At 74.0% G+C, this 16,324-nt stretch carries 16 protein-coding genes and 1 pseudogene; 5 read left to right on the forward strand and 12 right to left on the reverse strand.

Annotation, left to right across the window (positions count from 1 at the left end):
• Positions 1–30: 30 nt before the first annotated feature.
• The 4 genes from V6U89_RS22225 to V6U89_RS22240 form a co-directional block, all read right to left on the reverse strand.
• Positions 31–795, reverse strand: coding sequence for a hypothetical protein (locus V6U89_RS22225; RefSeq protein WP_334573280.1), 765 nt, complete (start codon positions 793–795; stop codon positions 31–33).
• Between the two features lie 107 nt (positions 796–902).
• Positions 903–2,075, reverse strand: coding sequence for an alanine--tRNA ligase-related protein (locus V6U89_RS22230; RefSeq protein ID WP_334573281.1), 1,173 nt, complete (start codon positions 2,073–2,075; stop codon positions 903–905).
• Between the two features lie 253 nt (positions 2,076–2,328).
• Positions 2,329–3,477 (reverse strand): fatty acid desaturase family protein, encoded by a 1,149-nt coding sequence (locus V6U89_RS22235; protein WP_334573282.1) that lies wholly within the window; start codon positions 3,475–3,477, stop codon positions 2,329–2,331.
• 14 nt (positions 3,478–3,491) lie between these two features.
• On the reverse strand, positions 3,492–4,583 hold the full coding sequence (locus V6U89_RS22240) for a ferredoxin reductase (protein WP_334573283.1): 1,092 nt from the start codon (positions 4,581–4,583) through the stop codon (positions 3,492–3,494).
• A gap of 83 nt (positions 4,584–4,666) precedes the next feature.
• Between V6U89_RS22240 and V6U89_RS22245 the strand changes: the two genes are divergently transcribed.
• The gene (locus V6U89_RS22245; RefSeq protein WP_334573284.1) at positions 4,667–5,887 is read left to right on the forward strand and encodes a PucR family transcriptional regulator; all 1,221 of its coding nucleotides are present in this window, start codon (positions 4,667–4,669) and stop codon (positions 5,885–5,887) included.
• Here the strand turns inward: V6U89_RS22245 and V6U89_RS22250 are convergent.
• Together V6U89_RS22250 and V6U89_RS22255 are read right to left on the reverse strand one after the other, a co-directional pair.
• Positions 5,826–6,551: a Fic family protein gene (locus tag V6U89_RS22250; RefSeq protein WP_334573285.1), complete on the reverse strand. Its 726-nt coding sequence runs from the start codon at positions 6,549–6,551 to the stop codon at positions 5,826–5,828. The two genes, V6U89_RS22245 and V6U89_RS22250, sit on opposite strands and share 62 nt — an antisense overlap.
• Complete coding sequence (locus tag V6U89_RS22255; RefSeq protein ID WP_334573286.1) at positions 6,541–7,287, reverse strand: hypothetical protein; 747 nt, start codon at positions 7,285–7,287, stop codon at positions 6,541–6,543. The genes V6U89_RS22250 and V6U89_RS22255 overlap by 11 nt, the downstream gene beginning before the upstream one ends.
• Positions 7,288–7,513: 226 nt before the next feature.
• Here V6U89_RS22255 and V6U89_RS22260 point away from each other — a divergent pair, with 226 nt between their 5' ends.
• Positions 7,514–8,173, forward strand: a complete 660-nt coding sequence (locus V6U89_RS22260) for an HNH endonuclease family protein (protein ID WP_334573287.1) — start codon at positions 7,514–7,516, stop codon at positions 8,171–8,173.
• A 102-nt stretch (positions 8,174–8,275) separates the two neighbouring features.
• Here V6U89_RS22260 and V6U89_RS22265 read toward each other — a convergent pair.
• Positions 8,276–8,731 (reverse strand): annotated as a pseudogene (locus V6U89_RS22265) (sulfite exporter TauE/SafE family protein); the annotation flags it as partial.
• A gap of 165 nt (positions 8,732–8,896) precedes the next feature.
• Here V6U89_RS22265 and V6U89_RS22270 point away from each other — a divergent pair.
• On the forward strand, positions 8,897–9,541 hold the full coding sequence (locus V6U89_RS22270; RefSeq protein WP_334573288.1) for a GNAT family N-acetyltransferase: 645 nt from the start codon (positions 8,897–8,899) through the stop codon (positions 9,539–9,541).
• Here the strand turns inward: V6U89_RS22270 and V6U89_RS22275 are convergent.
• Positions 9,490–10,287 (reverse strand): Stf0 family sulfotransferase, encoded by a 798-nt coding sequence (locus V6U89_RS22275; protein WP_334573289.1) that lies wholly within the window; start codon positions 10,285–10,287, stop codon positions 9,490–9,492. The two genes, V6U89_RS22270 and V6U89_RS22275, sit on opposite strands and share 52 nt — an antisense overlap.
• A 197-nt stretch (positions 10,288–10,484) precedes the next feature.
• On the opposite strand from V6U89_RS22275, the gene V6U89_RS22280 reads away from it, so the two are divergent.
• Positions 10,485–10,706, forward strand: coding sequence for a hypothetical protein (locus V6U89_RS22280; RefSeq protein WP_334573290.1), 222 nt, complete (start codon positions 10,485–10,487; stop codon positions 10,704–10,706).
• A gap of 156 nt (positions 10,707–10,862) precedes the next feature.
• Here the strand turns inward: V6U89_RS22280 and abc-f are convergent, their stop codons facing one another.
• Positions 10,863–12,500, reverse strand: a complete 1,638-nt coding sequence (abc-f, locus tag V6U89_RS22285; RefSeq protein ID WP_334573291.1) for a ribosomal protection-like ABC-F family protein — start codon at positions 12,498–12,500, stop codon at positions 10,863–10,865.
• 407 nt (positions 12,501–12,907) lie between these two features.
• Here abc-f and V6U89_RS22290 point away from each other — a divergent pair, with 407 nt between their 5' ends.
• Entirely contained in the window at positions 12,908–15,148 is a 2,241-nt protein-coding gene (locus V6U89_RS22290; RefSeq protein ID WP_334573292.1) for a hypothetical protein, read from the forward strand.
• Positions 15,149–15,184: 36 nt separating this feature from the next.
• On the opposite strand, the gene V6U89_RS22295 is transcribed toward V6U89_RS22290, so the two are convergent.
• The 3 genes from V6U89_RS22295 to V6U89_RS22305 form a co-directional block, all read right to left on the reverse strand.
• Positions 15,185–15,349, reverse strand: a complete 165-nt coding sequence (locus V6U89_RS22295) for a hypothetical protein (protein WP_334573293.1) — start codon at positions 15,347–15,349, stop codon at positions 15,185–15,187.
• A 96-nt stretch (positions 15,350–15,445) separates the two neighbouring features.
• Positions 15,446–15,652 carry a helix-turn-helix domain-containing protein gene (locus V6U89_RS22300; RefSeq protein WP_334573294.1) on the reverse strand — a complete coding sequence of 69 codons (207 nt, stop codon included), beginning with the start codon at positions 15,650–15,652 and terminating at the stop codon, positions 15,446–15,448.
• Positions 15,652–16,110, reverse strand: coding sequence for a DUF2975 domain-containing protein (locus tag V6U89_RS22305; protein WP_334573295.1), 459 nt, complete (start codon positions 16,108–16,110; stop codon positions 15,652–15,654). The genes V6U89_RS22300 and V6U89_RS22305 overlap by 1 nt, the downstream gene beginning before the upstream one ends.
• Positions 16,111–16,324: the final 214 nt, after the last annotated feature.

A 16,324-nucleotide genomic window follows, 5' to 3' on the forward strand; every position in this document is an offset into this window, starting at 1 on the left:
CCCGCCGCCGAGATGATCGAGGTCGACGGGTCAGCTGTTGATGAACTCGTAGACCTCCGCCGGCGCCGGCCCGATCCTCCCGTCGAACGGCGCGCTGAGGTCGGGCTTGAAGCCGTGCCCCGAGTAGCTGACCTCGGACGGCTGCTCCGGTCGGCCCCCGGCGGCCGGCAGGGTGAAACGCAGGCCCAGCAGCCGCCGCTGGGAGTCCACGGTCGCCTCGAACGGCACCGCCCCGGTCTGCTCGGGGGTGAGCGACCGGAGATGCTCGTCGTCGATGAGGCGGCTGGCGCCCGGTTCGGTCGCCCGGGTCAGGTCCAACGTGCCCCGATAGCCCCGCTCGCCGGTGCGCTCGGCGGTGCCGACCCCGGCGAGCAGGTCCTCGGCGTGGGCCGGGTCGCCGAACCGCTCCAGCGCGGCCCGGCGCGCCGGGTTCACCTTCGTCATGTCCAGCCGGGTCCACCGGTCCTCGGTCAGCGGGTTGCTGCGGACCAGGTGCTGGCCGTCCCGGTGCAGCACCTCGAACGTCACCCGGGCCTTGGCGATCTCGCCGCCGACCACCCTGATCCGCAACCAGCCGTCGCGCCCGTCGACCGCGCCGGCGCCGATGGTGGTGGGCGTGCGGAACTGGAAGCTGTAGGGGCCCCGGTCCAACGCCCGCGCCGCCTGGCGCAGCTCGTCGGGCGCGGACGGCCCGGACGGGGTCGCGGCGTCGCCGGTGGCGAGGTCCCGTGCCACGCCGCAGCCGGTCAGGGTGAGCAGGAGGGCGAGCACGCTCGCCGAGGCACGGACGGTCACCGGACACCTCCCCCGAGGGCGGGCCGCCGCCGGCCGTCCGGCGGCGGTCCACAGCGGATACCCAGGTGGCGGCGCCCGCAATCCACCCCCTCGGGTCCGCGCCCGGGTCAACCCGCCTCGCCCAGCGGCCCGTCGACCAGCTCGCGGGGCAGCCCGTGGGTGTCGTGCAGCCACGCGTAGTCCGCGTCGGTCAGCGGCCCCCGGGACCGGCACCGCTCGACCACCGGCCGCCCCCGCCGCAGCAGGGCCCGGAAGCGCCGTTCCTCGTCGAGGAGCACCTGGCGCAGCGGCCCGACGTCGCCGCCCTGGCGGAACCGGCGCAGCGTGTCCGCGTACGGCTGATCGGGCAGCTCGGCGAGGGTCCGCGCCGGGTCGTCGCGCCACAGCGTGGTCAGCGCCCGCCGGACCAGCCGGCGCAGCACGTAGCCCCGGCCGGTGTTGGCCGGCCGGACGCCGTCGCCGAGCACCACGACCGCCGAGCGCAGGTGGTCGCAGACGATCCGGTGCGCCGTCTCGTCCAGCGGCCACCGGTCGCGGACCGCCTCGACCCAGGGGGTCAGGCCGGCGCACTCGAAGACCGACCGACCGCCGCGCAGCACCATCTCCAGCCGCTCCAGGCCCATCCCGGTGTCGATGTTGGGCTGCGGCAGCGGCTCCAGCCGGCCGTCGTCGTACCGGTGGTAGCGCATCCGCACGTGGTTCAAGACCTCCATCCACCGGTCGTCGCCCCCCGGGGTGCCGGTGGGCGGACCGTCGCCGGTCCAGACGAAGATCTCCGAGTCCGGCCCGCACGGTCCGGTGGGGCCGTTGGACCACCAGTTCTCCGCGCGGGTCAGCTCCACCGGCACGCCGAGCTCGGTCCACGTCGCCAGCGCGGTCTCGTCGGGGTCGACCTGGTCGTCGCCGCCGAAGACGGTGGCGTGCAGCCGGCCCGGGTCGATGCCGAAGCCGTCGGTGAGCAGCTCGTAGCCCCAGCGCAGGCTGGGCCCGATGCCGTAGTCGCCGAGCGACCAGGTGCCGAGCATGTCGAAGACGGTCAGGTGGGTCGGGTCCCCGACCTCGTCCAGGTCGGTGGTGCGCAGGCAGCGCTGCACGTTGACCAGGCGCCGGCCGGACGGGTGGGGGCGGCCCGCGAGGTACGGCGTCAGCGGGTGCATCCCGGAGGTGGTGAAGAGGACCGGATCGCCCGGCGGTGGGATCAGCGGGCTCTCCGGCGCGGACCGGTGACCCCGCCGGTGGAAGTGGTCGACGAAGGTGCGGACGATCTGCTCGGGTGTCATGGCGCGGGCCTTCCGGTGCGGGTGCGACCGGTACGGCCCGCCGCGCGGACGCGGGGGTGCAGACGCGCGAACGCCGGCGGGCCGTTTCCGGTCGCCGGCGTGGGGTCAGGTGATCAGGCGGCGGCAACCGGCGAGCGGGAAGCTCGCGCGGCCGCGGTGGTGGTGCGCCTGATCTGCATGACCCGACCGTACCGCGACGACGGCGCCGCCGCCCACCGCATTGCGGGTGGGTCGGCGGCGCCGTCGTGGTCGCTCAGGCCCCGGAGGGAGCGAGGGTACGCGTCGACAGCTCGTCGGCCGGCTTCGGCGCCGCCGGAGTCCGGCTGGGCAGCGACAGCCGGATGACCTTCCACCAGGCCGAGGCGACCTGCTTGGGCAGCGGGCCGGTGGTGTACTTCAGCCCGTACCGGTCGAAGAGCGCCCGGACCTGCGGGGCGATCTCCTGGTAGCGCTTGCTCGGCAGGTCGGGGAAGAGGTGGTGCTCGATCTGGAACGACAGGTTGCCGGTCATGATGTGCATCAGCCGGCTGCCGCTGATGTTGGCCGAGCCGAGCATTTGCCGCAGGTACCACTCGCCGCGGGTCTCGCCCTCGATGCTGGTCTTCTCGAAGGTCTCCACGCCGTTCGGGAAGTGCCCGCACATGATCACCGAGTGGCTCCACAGGTTGCGGATCAGGTTCGCGGTGAAGGTGGCGGCCAGGGTGCTGAGGAAGGACGGGCCGGACAGCAGCGGGTGCACGATGTAGTCCTTGAGTACCTGCCGGCGGATCTTGCGGCCGACGGCGCGGGCCCGGGCCCGGAACTGGGGGTCCTTGCGCCGGTCCTTCTGCAGGTTGCGGCCGAGCTCCAGGTCGTACGCGGCGATGCCGTACTCGAAGAAGCAGGCGTTGACGAAGTTCCACAGCGGCTGGCCGAGGTGCATCGGGTGCCACTTCTGGTCCTCGTCGACGCGCATGATGCCGTACCCGAGGTCGTTGTCCTTGCCGAGCACGTTGGTGTACGTGTGGTGCAGCTGGTTGTGCGAGTGCTTCCACTGGTCGGCCGGGGATACGTGGTCCCACTCCCAGGTGGTGGAGTGGATCTTCGGATCCCGCATGAAGTCGTACTGGCCGTGCAGGATGTTGTGGCCGATCTCCATGTTCTCCAGGATCTTGGCCACCGCCAGGCCCGCGGTGCCGACCACCCACGCCGGCGGGAAGAGCGAGAAGAGCAGCACCGCGCGGCTGCTGATCTCCAGCGTCCGCTGGGTCTTGATGACCTTGCGGATGTACCGGGCGTCGGACTCGCCGCGCTCGGCGATCACCCGGTCCCGGATGGCGTCGAGCTCCTTGCCCAGGATCTCGATGTCCTCGGCACTGAGATGGGCGATCGGGTTGTCCGGCTTCTTCTGGATCGCGGTCACGTCCGGCCTCCTGTCTACAGATCGATGTCGCAGGTACCGGCCGCCGCCGACACGCAGGTCTGGATGAGTACGCCGTCACCGGGGACGGCCGTGGTGATGTCCCCGGTACGCAGGTCGCGGACCGCCCCCTGGCGCAGCGGGAGGACGCAGCCGTAGCAGATGCCCATCCGGCAGCCCGACGGCATCAGCGCGCCGGCGGCCTCCCCGGCATCCAGGATGGGGGTCGCGCCGTCGGCCCGCACGCTGAGGCCGGCCCTGGTGAAGGTGACGGTGCCGCCCTCCCCCGGTGAGATCACGGTCGGCCGGAACCGCTCGGTGTGCAGCCGCTGCGCCGCGCCGGCCGCCCGCCAGTGCTCCTCCACCGCGTCGAGCATCCCGATCGGGCCGCAGGCCCAGGTGTCGCGCTCCAGGTGGTCGGGGACCAGCCCGGCCAGTTCCTCGACGCCGAGCAGCCCGTCGGCGTCGGTGTGCCGCTCGACCAGCCGGATCGCCCCCTGCGCGTCGAGCGCCCGCAGCTCGGCGCCGAAGACCACGTCGGCCGGGGTGGGCGCGGAGTGCACGACCACGACGTCCGACCGGCCGAGCGCACCGGTCCGCAGCATCCCCATGACCGGGGTGACGCCGCTGCCGGCGGTGAGGAAGAGAACCCGGGCCGGCGCGGGGTCGGGCAGGACGAAGTCCCCCTGCGCCTGGTCGAGCTGGACGATGGCGCCCGGGCGGATGCGCCGGACCAGGTGGTTGCTGACCTTCCCGTCGGGGATCGCCTTCACGGTGACGCAGATGCGGCCGTCGGGACGCCCGGGAGCCGAGGTGACCGAGTACGCCCGCCACTGCCGGACCCCGTCGACGTCCACGCCGAGGCGCACGTACTGCCCGGCGGTGTGGCCCCGCCAGGCGCGGCCGGGCTGGATGGTCAGGGTGGCGGCGTCGCGGGTCTCGGCGTCGACGGCGACCACGCGACCGCGCAGCGCGGCCCCGGCACGCAGCGGCGCGACCAGGTCGAGATAGTCCTCGGGGAGCAGCGGGGTGGTGACCATCTCGGCGAGCCGGAGGAGCCGGTCCCGGACGGAGAGCCTCGTCGGGGGACGCGGGACGGTGGTGGTCATATGTCCAGGGTCGTCGCCCGTTCGGATAACATCTTGGCCAGCAAAGGTGAATTGACCACGGGTTCTTGTTCGGGGAGAACAACATGACCGATCCCTCCGGCGCCACCAGCCGCCGGGCGGCGCACCTGGAGCTGGACGAGCGGGTGGCCGACCGGCTGCGCGGCCAGCTCCCCGCGGTGGCCGAGCGGACGGTCACCGCGATCACCGCCGAGGTCCCCGACTACTCGGGCGCCCTCACCGGGCAGATGCGCGAGAAGATCGAGAACGCGGTCCGCATCGCGCTGGGCACGTTCCTCCAGCTCATCGAGCGGGCCGACGCCGCCGACCCGAGCACGCCGCTGAGCCGGGCGCTGGAGGCGGCGTACGCCCTCGGCAGCGGCGAGGCCCGGTCGGGGCGGAGCATGGACGCGCTGCTGGCCGCGTACCGGGTGGGGGCCCGGGTGGCCTGGCGGGAGGTCTCCGCCACCACCGTACGCGACGGGCTCTCCGCCGAGCGGGTGGCCGAGTTCGCCGAGCTGATGTTCGCCTACATCGACGAGCTCTCCGCCGCCAGCGTGGCCGGGCACACCGACGAGCTGGCCAGCGCCGGCCGGGTGCACCGGCGCTACCTGGAACGGCTGGTCCAGCAGTTGCTCGCCGGCGAGCCGGAGGAGGTGCTGCGCCGCAGCGCCGAGCGGGCGGAGTGGCCACCCCCGCAGACCCTCACCGTCGCGGTGCTGCCCCGCAGCAACCTGCGCGGGGTGCTCGCGATGCTCAGCCCGCACACGCTGGAGAGCGGCGAGGACCTGCCCGGGGTGGAGCTGGCCGAGGAGTCCGCCGTGCTGCTCGTTCCCGACGTGCACGGTGGGCGCCGGCGGCGGCTCACCGGCGCGGTGCAGGGGCACCGGGCGGTGGTGGGGCCGGCCCGGCCGTGGACCCGGGTCGCCGAGTCGTACCAGCGGGTGCTGCGGGCGCTGGCGCTCGGGTTGGACCGGCCGGCGGACGGTGCGCCGCTGGACACCGAGCAGCACCTGGCCCGGCTGGTGCTCAGTACCGACCCGGAGGCCCTGGCGGACCTGCGTGCGCAGGTGCTGCAACCGCTGTCAGCGCTGCCCCCGGCGACCGCCCGACGGCTGGCCGAGACGCTGCGCTCCTGGCTGCTGCACCAGGGCCGGCGCGACGACGTCGCGGGTGATCTCTTCGTCCATCCGCAGACCGTGCGCTACCGGATGGGTCAGCTGCGCGAGCTGTACGGCGAGCGCCTCAACGACCCGGCGACGGTGCTGGAGCTGACCCTGGCGCTGGCCTTCCTGCCGGCGGAGTGATCCGGCCTGCCGCCACGGGTGGCCGCGCCCGCCCGGCCGCCGGCCGCTCGCGGCGGCGTCGGGTGGCGGCGATCAGGACGTCGAGCAGGCGCACCAGGTCCGCCGCGCCGTCCAGGTCGTCGGCCCGGCGGACGGTGCGCAGCACCGGGGCGGCCAGGTCGGGCACCGCCCGGTCGCGCACCAGCAGGAAGTACAGCGCCAGCATCGCCGCCCGCCCGTTGCCGTCGGCGAACGGGTGGAAGAACGCCACGTCGAGGTAGGCGCGGGCGGCGCGCCCCGCGAGCGGCACACCCGGCTCGGTCGCCTGCCCCAGGCAGCGCTGGAACCGGTCCGCGGTGTCCGCTGCGAGGCCGTAGCGTTCCCGGCCGCCCTTGGCGTACGCGGGCCCGGTGCGGAATCCGACCTCCGGCGACCCGAGCACCTGGCGCTGCCAGTCGGTCAGCAGCTCGTACGTCAGCGGCCCACCCTGGTCGGCGGCCGCCCGGACCCGGTCGAGGGCGGTCAGCAGCCGCGCGGCCCGCTCCGGGTCCCGGCCGACGTCGGTACGGACGAACTCGACCACCCCGTCCCGCCCGCCCCGCACCGGCCCGCCGACCGGCCGGGCGACCTCGGCCCAGCCCACCCGTTCCCGCACCGACAGCCAGGTCAGCAGGTCATCGCGCACGACGCTCGACCTCCCCGGCGAACCGCTCGGCGACCTCCCGGATGAGCCGGTCCGGTGGGGCGACGAAGCTGTCGAAGCGACCGCCGATCGCGTGTTCCACCAGGGGCGCGTGCCGCTCGGCGGGCACGCCCGCCACGGTGAGGAACCAACCCAGAACCTGCCGGCAGTGGTGCTCCCAGCCGCCGTCGGCGCAGGTCCGGTCCACCACCACGGTGACCAGGTGCGCCACCGCCCGCTCCCAGCCGTCCAGCGCGACGTCCGCGCGGTCGTCGGTGACCGCCGGCAGGAAGCGGCCGAAGCGCTCAGCCAACTCCTCCAGCCAGCCCCGCCATTCGACGAGGGCCTCGGTGACGACGTCCAGGGTCTGCTCCGGGCTGCCCATGCTGTCGGCCGGGCAGCACCAGGCGTGGACCGGCCCGCCGCCGAGGTCCGCCTCACCGACCCCCCATCGCCAGCCCGAGACCCACCTGCCGTAGTGGCGGACCAGGGCGACGCTCATCTCGTCCGCCCACCGGGTGCCCACCCGCCGGCCCCACTCGTACACGTCGTCCCGGCCCGACCGGCCGGGTGGCCGGGTGGGCACCGAGGCGGCCGGGGCGAGCAACCGGACGACGTCCGGCACTGAAGGGCGGTCGAAGGAGTGCCGGGCCGGATCCACCTCCGGCCAGGTCAGCCACCACGGCATGATCTCCGGGTCCGTGCTGCGCAGGTAGGGCTCGGGTGCGGCATCCGGCAAGGGGGCGTCTCCCACGGGTCGGCGATCCAGCCGGCCCACCATAGTGGAGCCCACCGCCTTCGGCCGCCCCGCCGTCGGGCCGGCACCGCGGTCGGGCGCCCCGAGCTTGTCATCGGTTCGGCGACGCTGCGTCGCCCATCGTTCACAAAGTTGATCTGGATATCGGCCGTCTTCTCTGTCCATATGTACGCAGGCGATCCCGCCCACCCACATCGGACGGAGCACCATGACCCGTACCCTGCGCGCGACGGCCACCATCCTCGCCGCCGCCCTGGCCGCCACCCTCGGCCTCGCCCACCCCGCCTGGGCCGCCAGCTACTCCGCCTCGCTGACCACCGCGGTCGCCGGCCTACCGGTCGCCACCGAGGTCCGCACCGGCTACAGTCGCGACCTCTTCCCCCACTGGGTCGACGCCGACGGCGACGGCTGCCACGCCCGCAACGAGGTGCTGATCGCCGAGGCCGTCTCCGCGCCGACGATCGGCGGAAGCTGCACGCTGTCCGGCGGGCGCTGGTACTCCTACTACGACAACGCGTACTGGACCCTCACCGGCGACCTCGACATCGACCACATGGTGCCGCTCGCCGAGGCCTGGGACTCCGGCGCGCGCAGCTGGACGACCAGCCGCCGCCAGGCGTACGCCAACGACCTGGGCGACAGCCGCCCGCTGGCCGCCGTCACCGACAACGTCAACCAGGCCAAGGGCGACCAGGATCCGGCCACCTGGCTGCCCCCGTACGCCTCCGCCCGCTGCCGCTACGTCAAGGAGTGGGTCGCCACCAAGATCCGCTGGCGGCTCACCGTGGACAGCGCCGAGAAGAGCGCCCTGAACAGCTGGGCGAACAACTGCCCCGCCACCACCGTCTCGGTCACCTACGCCTGGTGACGCCCCCGGCCGGCCCGCCACCCGGCGGGCCGGCCGTCCCCGGCCGGCCCGCCCCGCACGTCGCGGAGTCGGCGGAGGGGCGGCGGTGTCTTACCTCGGGCCTCACCCCCGCGGGCCGGTGGGCACAGCCACGACGTCGTCCTCGACGGCGGCCGGAGACCCTCTGCGCGAACCGGTGGTGAGGGCTGCCGACACCGCGACAGCCAGGCCGAGTGCGATCCAGAGCAACGGGTTGGTCCGCACGTCCGGCGGCAGCTGCTGGGCGGGCACGAAGACACCCGTCACCGCGACGAACCAACCGAAGGCCCGACGCAGCACGTCCTCGCGCACCCGGCCGGCCAGCCGCCCGCCGAGGAGGCTGCCGACCACGGCGGCGGCGGTCACCCCGGCGGCCAGCCCCCAGTCGACGGTCACGCCGGCGAGGTACCCGGCCAGTCCGGCGAAGGACTTCATCGCGATCACCACCAGCGACGTGCCGACCGCGACCGGCATCGGCAGACCGCCGAGCAGCGCCAGCGCGGGTACCACCAGGAACCCGCCGCCGGTGCCGACCTGACCACCGGTACCCACCCGGTCGAACGGATCGCCGCCGGGGCGGTGCGCGCGCTGCTCACCGGGGACGCCGACGCCGATCGGCCGGTGGTGCACCCGTCGGTCCTGGTCCGGCGGGACAGCGCCGGAACGGCTTGCGGTGCAAGCGGTTCCACCCCGTACCGTCCCGGCATGGACCGCACCGCCACCGCCATCCGCCGTTACCGGGACCGCGACCACGACGCGGTCTACGACATCTGTGTCCGCACCGCCGACGCCGGCGGTGACGCCCGCGGCCGGTACGCCAGCGAGGACCTGATGCCCGACCTCTTCGCCGGGCCGTACCTGCGCCTGGAGCCGGAGCTGGCGTTCGTGCTCACGGACTCCGACGTCGTCGTCGGCTACGTGATCGGCACGGCGGACACGCCCGCCTTCGTGCGGGCGTACCGCCGGGAGTGGATACCCCGGCTGGCCGACCGGTACCCGGTACCGACCCGCCCGCCGGCCACCGCGGACGACGAGATGATCGCGCTGCACCACCGGCCGGAGCGCATGCTGCTGCCGGAACTCGCCGGCTACCCCGCCCACCTGCACATCGACCTGCTGCCCGGGCACCAGGGCCGGGGTCACGGCCGCCGGCTCGTCGAGACGTTCCTGCGCGCCGCCGCCCGCGCCGGGGCGCCCGGGCTGCACGTCGGCATGGTCACCGCCAACGTGCGGGCGCGCGGCTTCTACGACCGGCTGGGCTTCCACGAGATCCCGGTGCCCGACCCCGGTCCGGTCACCTACCTCGGCCGGACGACGCGGGTGCCGGGGCCGGTCGAGACCGCCCGGTAGCGGCAGATCCAGTCCCGGTTGAGCTGGTCGGCCTGCCGCCGGTGCCGGGGCACGACGGCGACCCCGGCGGGTGGGGTGAGCCCGAGGAAGTCGAGGACGGCGTGGGTGACGCCGACCAGGTCCGCGTCGAGGTCCTCGTAGGACACCACGTACGGCCGGACGCCGGACGCGGCGAACCAGGCCCGCCAGGCCGCGTCGTGCCGGCCGATCACCTCGACCAGCCGGCCGATGGCGTCCGCGTCGAAGGTCGGCGCGCCCCCGCCGCCGCCCCCGCTGATCTCACCGTCGCCGCCCAGGTACCAGGTGCCGGTCTGTTCGGCGCGCAACCAGGACACCGCCTGCGCGACGACGTCGTCGCGCCGCAGGTACACGAGACGGGTACGCCCGAAGGCGCGTTCCAGCAACGCCAGGTCCGCGCCGGCGAGGCCCGGGTACACGGTGGCCAGCCGGTCGACCAGCTCGTCCAGCGTCCCCCACATCAGCTTCGCGCCGAACACGCCGTTGCCGGTACGCCCGGCCGCCAGCGCCGCCCCCAGGTACTCCGGGTAGTCGACGCTCCCGTCCGGACGCCGGGCGATCCCCCAGCGCTCGGCCCACAGCGGCTCGTCCGGCACCCGGAAGTACGCCTGCGGGCGACCGGCGACCCCGGTGGAGGCGAGCAGCCCGAGCAGCAGCGAACTCCCGGTGCGGGGCGTGGCGCAGACCAGGTAGGAGTCGACGGGTTCGCGGCCGGGGCGGGTGGTCACGCCGCCGAGGGTAGGCCGGCCGGGCGGGCGCGCTTCAACCACTTTTTCCGGGTGCCGGCCGACCATACGGGCGCCACTCGCGCGCGGGTCCCTGTCACGCCAGGTCGGCCAGCACCGCCGCGACCGCCGCCGATCCAGGGGCCGCCATCACCGGGTGACGGGCGACTAGCCGCCCGCTCGGCGGGTACGCGCAGCCCATGGGTAGCCAGAAGCACAACAAACACGACAGCGGTGGCCAATCGGCTCGGGCCCACCGGCACCCGGGCAGCGGCGCGCCGGGGCGGCAGGGCTCCGAGGTCGAACGCTCACCCAAGCGCCGGCACGAGCGGACCGCGACCGGCGCCGCCGGCAGCGAACGCGACCACGGCCGCTCCAAGGTCGCGCACGAAGGGCGGATACACCGGCAGGGCACCGGCTGACCCCGGCCGCCGCCGTACGCGCGTCCCGGTTCCACGCCGGGCGGTGCGTACGGCGGTGCAGCGGGGCAAGCTGCCGGTGTGACCGACGGGCGCACCGCCGTGGTGACCGGCGCCAACCGGGGACGGCCGGCCCGTCCCCTGGTGATCCCCGGGGTGTCAGTCGGGCTCGGGCGCGCCGGTCTCCCGCAGCTCTCCCCCGGCGAGCCGCAGCCAGCGGTTCACCCCGATCTCGGCGAGGAACCGCTGGTCGTGGCTGACCACCACGAACGCGCCCTGATACGAAGCGAGCGCGCTCTCCAACTGGGCGACGCTGACCAGGTCGAGGTTGTTGGTCGGCTCGTCCAGCAGCAGCAGCTGGGGTGCCGGCTCGGCGCACAGCACGCAGACCAGGGTGGCGCGCAGCCGCTCCCCGCCGGAGAGCACCCCGACCGGCAGGTGGATGCGGTAGCCCCGGAACAGGAAGCGGGCGAGGAGGTTCATCCGCTCCGCCTCCGGCGTCCCGGGCGCGAACGCGGCCAGGTTCTCCGCGACCGTGCGATCGAGGTCCAGCAGGTCCAGTCGCTGCGACAGGTACGCGATCCGCCCGTCGGCCCGCCGCACCCGGCCGCCGTCGGAGGTCAGTTCACCGTGGACCAGGCGGAGCAGGGTGGACTTGCCCGCGCCGTTGGGCCCGGTCAGCGCGATCCGCTCGGGCCCCCGGATGACCAGGTCGGCGCCGTCGGCGGCGAAGAGCGCCCGGTCGCCGTAGCGGACCTGCATCCGCTCGCCGAGGAAGACGGTGCGCCCGGCGGGAACGTTGGTGCCGGGCAGGTCCAGCACGATCCGCTGCTCGTCGCGCAGGGCGCGGCCGGCCTCGTCGAGCCGGGCCCGCGCCTGGCTGACCCGGGCGGCGTGGGTCTCGCCGGCCCGGCCGGCCGACTCCTGGGCGCCGCGCTTCATCGTCCCGGCGAAGATCTTCGGCAGCCCGGCGCTCTTGAGGTTGCGGCTGGCGTTGCTGGCCCGCCGCTCGGCCCGCTCGCGGGCCTGCTGCATCTCCCGCCTCTCCCGCTTGACCTCCTGCTCGGCGTTGCGGACGTTGCGCTCGGCGACCTCCTGCTCGGCCCGCACGGCCTCCTGGTAGGCGGTGAAGTTGCCGCCGTAGGAGTGGACCTCGCCCCGGTCGAGTTCGACGATGCGGTCCATCCGGTCCAGTAACGCCCGGTCGTGGCTGACCAGCAGCAGGCAGCCGGACCAGTCGTCGAGCACGCGGTAGAGCAGGCGCCGGGCGTCGAGGTCGAGGTTGTTGGTGGGTTCGTCGAGCAGCAGGACGTCGGGCCGCTTCAGCAGTTGCGCGACGAGGCCGAGCGAGACGACCTGCCCGCCGCTGAGGGTGTCCAGGCGGCGGGTGAGCGCGACCCCGGCGAGCCCCAACCTGTCCAGCTGGGCCTGGGTGCGCTCCTCGACGTCCCAGTCGTTGCCGATCGTGGTGAAGTGCTCCTCGCTCGCGTCGCCGGCCTCGATGGCGTGCAGCGCCCGCAGCACGGGGGCGACCCCCAGCACCTCGGAGACGGTCAGGTCGCCGGCCAGCGGCAGGCTCTGCGGGAGGTAGCCGAGCACCCCCTCGACGGTCACCGACCCGCCGGTGGGCCGGCACTCCCCGGCGATCAGCTTGAGCAGCGTGCTCTTGCCGGCGCCGTTGGGGGCGACCACACCCGTACGACCACCGCCGACGGTGAACGACAGGTCCTCGAAGACGGGGGTGTCGTCGGGCCAGGAGAAGGAGAGGTTGGAGCAGATGACGTACGCATCGGACATGCGGAGGACCTCGGGTGTGATGCGGGCGTGCCACAGCCGCCCGGCGGGCAGGGTTGGTCGACAACGGCACGGCTCACCGGCGGCGGGGCGCTTCCCACGCGCCTGCCGATGGCCGAACATGTCCGGTCTCACCCGGAGATGTCGTCGTCACCCGCCATGTCTGGTCTCCCTGTCCCGATCACTCGCCGCCGACATTACCAGCCGCCGATCCGGTGTCCGGCCGACGACGGGACGCGACAGGTGAGCTGTGCCGGTCGATGCGCGGCCGGGGATGTCCACCCCGGGTGACCTTCCCGGTTGGCGCCCGCCTGCACGGGTAGTCACCCCCGCCAGCCGGCTAGTCGGGCGACTCGTGTCTCGGCAGCCGTCCCGAACTGCTGGCCGCGCCGCCCGGGGGTCGCAGGCCGATGACGGACACCGCACCGCCGTCCCGAGAGCAGCAAGCGCCGGACGATGTCGTCGAACTGCGGGTGCACGGCGTCTCCGGCGCCCGCGCCGACCAGGTGCTCGACCGGCCGCACGCCCACCAGGTGGCCGGCGACCGCAGCGGCGGCTTCTTCCGACCGAGGCCGGGCTACCCGGACAGCACCGGGCCGGGTGGCGTGGTGCTGGAGGCGTACCGGTGGAGCGACCTGCCCTCCGGCACGGCCGCCCGGACGCTGTCCCTGGTCTTCCTGCTCCCGTTCATGCTGAGCAACGTGGCGATCTGGATGCGCCCGGCACGGCGGGGGCCCGGCACGGGCGTCAAGGTGCTGTGCCGGCTCCTCGCGCTCAGCCTCACCGTGCTGTACGCCCTGTCCGCCGCCGGCGTCGCCCTGGACCTGATCGCCTGGAAGTGCATGGGCTCGTCCCGCTGCCTGATGGGCCGCACCTGGCTGTCCTGGCTGGGCGGGCACCCGGTCGGCCTGCGGCTGGCGGTGCTGGCCGCGGTGCCGATCGGCGCGGTCGGGCTGGTCTGGCTGCTGGGGGCCCGGCCCGGCCGCTCCTACGAGGGCTTCCGGGTGCCGACGGGCGACCCGGAGGGCGACCGGCTCAGCGCCGTCGGCCAGTGGGACGCCATGCCGATGGTGGGTCGGCTGCGAGCGATCCACATCGCCGTCGCGCTCGCGGTGCTCGACCTGATCCTGCTCACCGCGCGCGCCGCCGGCCACCCCTCGGTCGCGACGGTCGGCCTGGCTGTGCTGGCCGTGCTGGTGCTGGCGGCCGGCGCGGCGCTGCTCTGCGTGCCCGAGCTGCTGGAACGGCCGGCGACGGCGCACACCACCGACCGGTTGACCGTGGCGCTGCGCACGGTGGCCTGCGGTCTGACCGTGGCGACCCTCGGGGTGGTCGCGCTGGACCGGACCCCGTGGCCGCTCTCGGCCGGGCTGCCCGGGTACGGCCGGATCGTCGGTTGGGCCTTCCTCGCGCAGATGGCCCTGCTGGCGGCCCTCGCCGTGCTGGCCCCCTGGCGCAGCCGCCGGGACGGCGGCCGGGCGCTGCTGCACGGCCTCGGCGCGCCGGTGATCGCGGCCTTCGCGGTCGGCCTGTCGAGCGCGTTCTCCGCCGAGCTGGTCTACCGGACGGCGTACTTCCTCAACCGGCGGGCGATCACCGGAAGCGCGATGGATCTGGCGGCCCCGCCGCTGGCCTACAAGTGGGCGCTGTTCACCTTCTTCCTGAGCATGATCGTGGCGGTGCTGGTCGCCGGCGGGCTGACCCTGCTCTCCTTCCGAGGTCGCCGACGGGCGGCGGCCGCCATCGTCGCCCGGGACTTCCCGGCAGCCCCGCCGGAGGCCGCCGACCGGATGCGCCGCGTGGAGAAGACGATCGCGCGGGCGCGGTTCACCGAGTGGCTCGGCCCGCTGGCCGTCGGGTACGCCTGCCTCGCCGCGCTCGGTCTGGCCACGAGCCTGCTCGGACTCTTCGATCTACAGCCGAGCCCGCTGGCGGAACGGCTGCTCGGGGTGCCGTCCGGGTTCGTGAACTTCGGGCTGACCGTGGGCAGCTATCTCATCGCCGGGCTCGTGCTCGCCCTGCTGATGGGCGGACTGTTCGCCTACCGGACGGCGGAGTTCCGCCGGTACGTCGGCGTGGTGTGGGACCTGGGCACGTTCTGGCCCCGGGCGGCCCACCCCTTCGCGCCGCCGTGCTACGCCGAACGGGCCGTACCCGAGCTGGCGAAGCGGATCTGCTACCTGGCGGAGCGGCACACCGGCGTGCTGCTCACCGGCCACAGCCACGGCTCGGTGCTGCTGGCGGCCACGGTGCTGCAGCTACCGCCGCAGGTACGCCGGCGGGTCGCGCTGCTGACCCACGGGTCCCCGCTCGACCGCCTGTACGCCCGGCTCTTCCCCGCGTACCTGGGCCGGGACGTGCTGCACGAGGTGGGCGAGCGGGTCGGCTGGCGCTGGCTGAACCTGTGGCGGGAGACCGACCCGATCGGCGGCTGGATGTTCGCCGCACACCGGCCCGGCGACCCATCGACCCGGGCCGGCCCGAGCGACCGGGTCGACCGGCGGCTGCGGGACCCCGAGGACGTGGTGGCGCCCCCGAGCGACAGCGTCCCGCCCCCGGTGAAGGGGCACTGGCCGTGCGAATCCGACGAACGCTTCGCCGCCGCGGTCCGTGAGCTGGCCGACCGGCTCCGCGCCGAGGGCCGGACCTGACCCCGCCGGGCGGGGCCGGAGCCACCGCGGGTTCCGCTACCTGCCGCGTCGGACGGCCCGCACGCCGAACACCACGGTGCCGAGGACGAGCAGGACACCCAGGAGCTGGAGACCCGGGGAGTCGTCGGCCTCCCCGTACACGATGCCGGCGACGCCGATCGCGACGGCGAGGAGGGCGACGATCGCGAGGACGTACTTCATGGGGTTTCCTTTCCGAGGCCGGATCCGCCGCGGATCCGGCCGGTGAGCGGGTCGACGTGGCCGAGGTGTTCGGTCGTCGGGAGGCGGTGCGCCGAGTCAGTCCTCGACCCGCTCGAGCAGGTCACCGGGCTGGCAGTCGAGCACCCGGCACATGGCTTCCAGGGTGCTGAAGCGGACGGCCTTGGCACGGCCGTTCTTCAGCACCGCCACGTTCGCCGGGGTGAGCCCGACGCGTTCGGCGAACTCACCGACGCTCATCTTGCGTTTGGCCAGCTCGACGTCGATGCGGACGACGATGGGCATCAGATCACCGCTTCCATGTCGGTGCGCAGTGTCGTGGCCTGCCGCAGCAGTGCCCGCATCACCACCATCAAAAGCCCCAGCACGGCGACGCCCACCAACATCAGGAAGAGCAGGAGCGGCAGTCCGGGGTCGGAGGCGTCGAAGCCGACATAGAGGAACACGCCCAGCAGCACCACCCAGGCGGCGACGATCGCCCAGACGATCGCGTCCACCCACGCCAGGGCGGCGTCACTGAAGATGCGGTCGTTCTTGACCAGGGTGAGCAACTTCCAGGTGGACACGATCACCACCTGGATACACAGCAGCCAGAACACCGAGACGGCAGTCAGCGGCCACCGGAGGTAGGCCTGGTCCGGGGACTCCTGGGCCATGTGCGCGAACTGTCCGGGCAGGGAGAAGGTCTGGAACATGACCAGGATCCCGAACAGCAGCACGAGGAAGACTCTGAGCGGGGCCACCGCTCGATGCTCAGTGAACATGCATCGGCTATCGCTCGCAACCTATCGAAAGTCAATCGGTACGGCGAACTGCTGAGAGGCCTGCCGCCGCTCGGTTCTGCCGGCGAGAGCGGGGCGCCCGCGACCTCCCGACCGAGGACGGATACCAGCCCAGCGGGCCGAAGATCAGCCAGAAACCAGGCCCCGCCGGGGGCCGGCGCCGGCAGGCGGGTGC

The organism is Micromonospora sp. CPCC 206171, from assembly GCF_036906755.1.
Lineage (GTDB): Bacteria > Actinomycetota > Actinomycetes > Mycobacteriales > Micromonosporaceae > Micromonospora > Micromonospora purpureochromogenes.

What these genes read in the sequence shown, in the direction of transcription:
- V6U89_RS22230 (WP_334573281.1), bottom strand. Translation starts at nt 2,075, where the DNA reads ATGACACCCGAGCAGATCGTCCGCACCTTCGTCGACCACTTCCACCGG.
- V6U89_RS22280 (WP_334573290.1), top strand. Translation starts at nt 10,485, where the DNA reads ATGGGTAGCCAGAAGCACAACAAACACGACAGCGGTGGCCAATCGGCT.
- V6U89_RS22260 (WP_334573287.1), top strand. Translation starts at nt 7,514, where the DNA reads ATGACCCGTACCCTGCGCGCGACGGCCACCATCCTCGCCGCCGCCCTG.
- V6U89_RS22300 (WP_334573294.1), bottom strand. Translation starts at nt 15,652, where the DNA reads ATGCCCATCGTCGTCCGCATCGACGTCGAGCTGGCCAAACGCAAGATG.
- V6U89_RS22240 (WP_334573283.1), bottom strand. Translation starts at nt 4,583, where the DNA reads ATGACCACCACCGTCCCGCGTCCCCCGACGAGGCTCTCCGTCCGGGAC.
- V6U89_RS22270 (WP_334573288.1), top strand. Translation starts at nt 8,897, where the DNA reads ATGGACCGCACCGCCACCGCCATCCGCCGTTACCGGGACCGCGACCAC.
- V6U89_RS22245 (WP_334573284.1), top strand. Translation starts at nt 4,667, where the DNA reads ATGACCGATCCCTCCGGCGCCACCAGCCGCCGGGCGGCGCACCTGGAG.
- V6U89_RS22290 (WP_334573292.1), top strand. Translation starts at nt 12,908, where the DNA reads ATGACGGACACCGCACCGCCGTCCCGAGAGCAGCAAGCGCCGGACGAT.
- V6U89_RS22295 (WP_334573293.1), bottom strand. Translation starts at nt 15,349, where the DNA reads ATGAAGTACGTCCTCGCGATCGTCGCCCTCCTCGCCGTCGCGATCGGC.
- abc-f (WP_334573291.1), bottom strand. Translation starts at nt 12,500, where the DNA reads ATGTCCGATGCGTACGTCATCTGCTCCAACCTCTCCTTCTCCTGGCCC.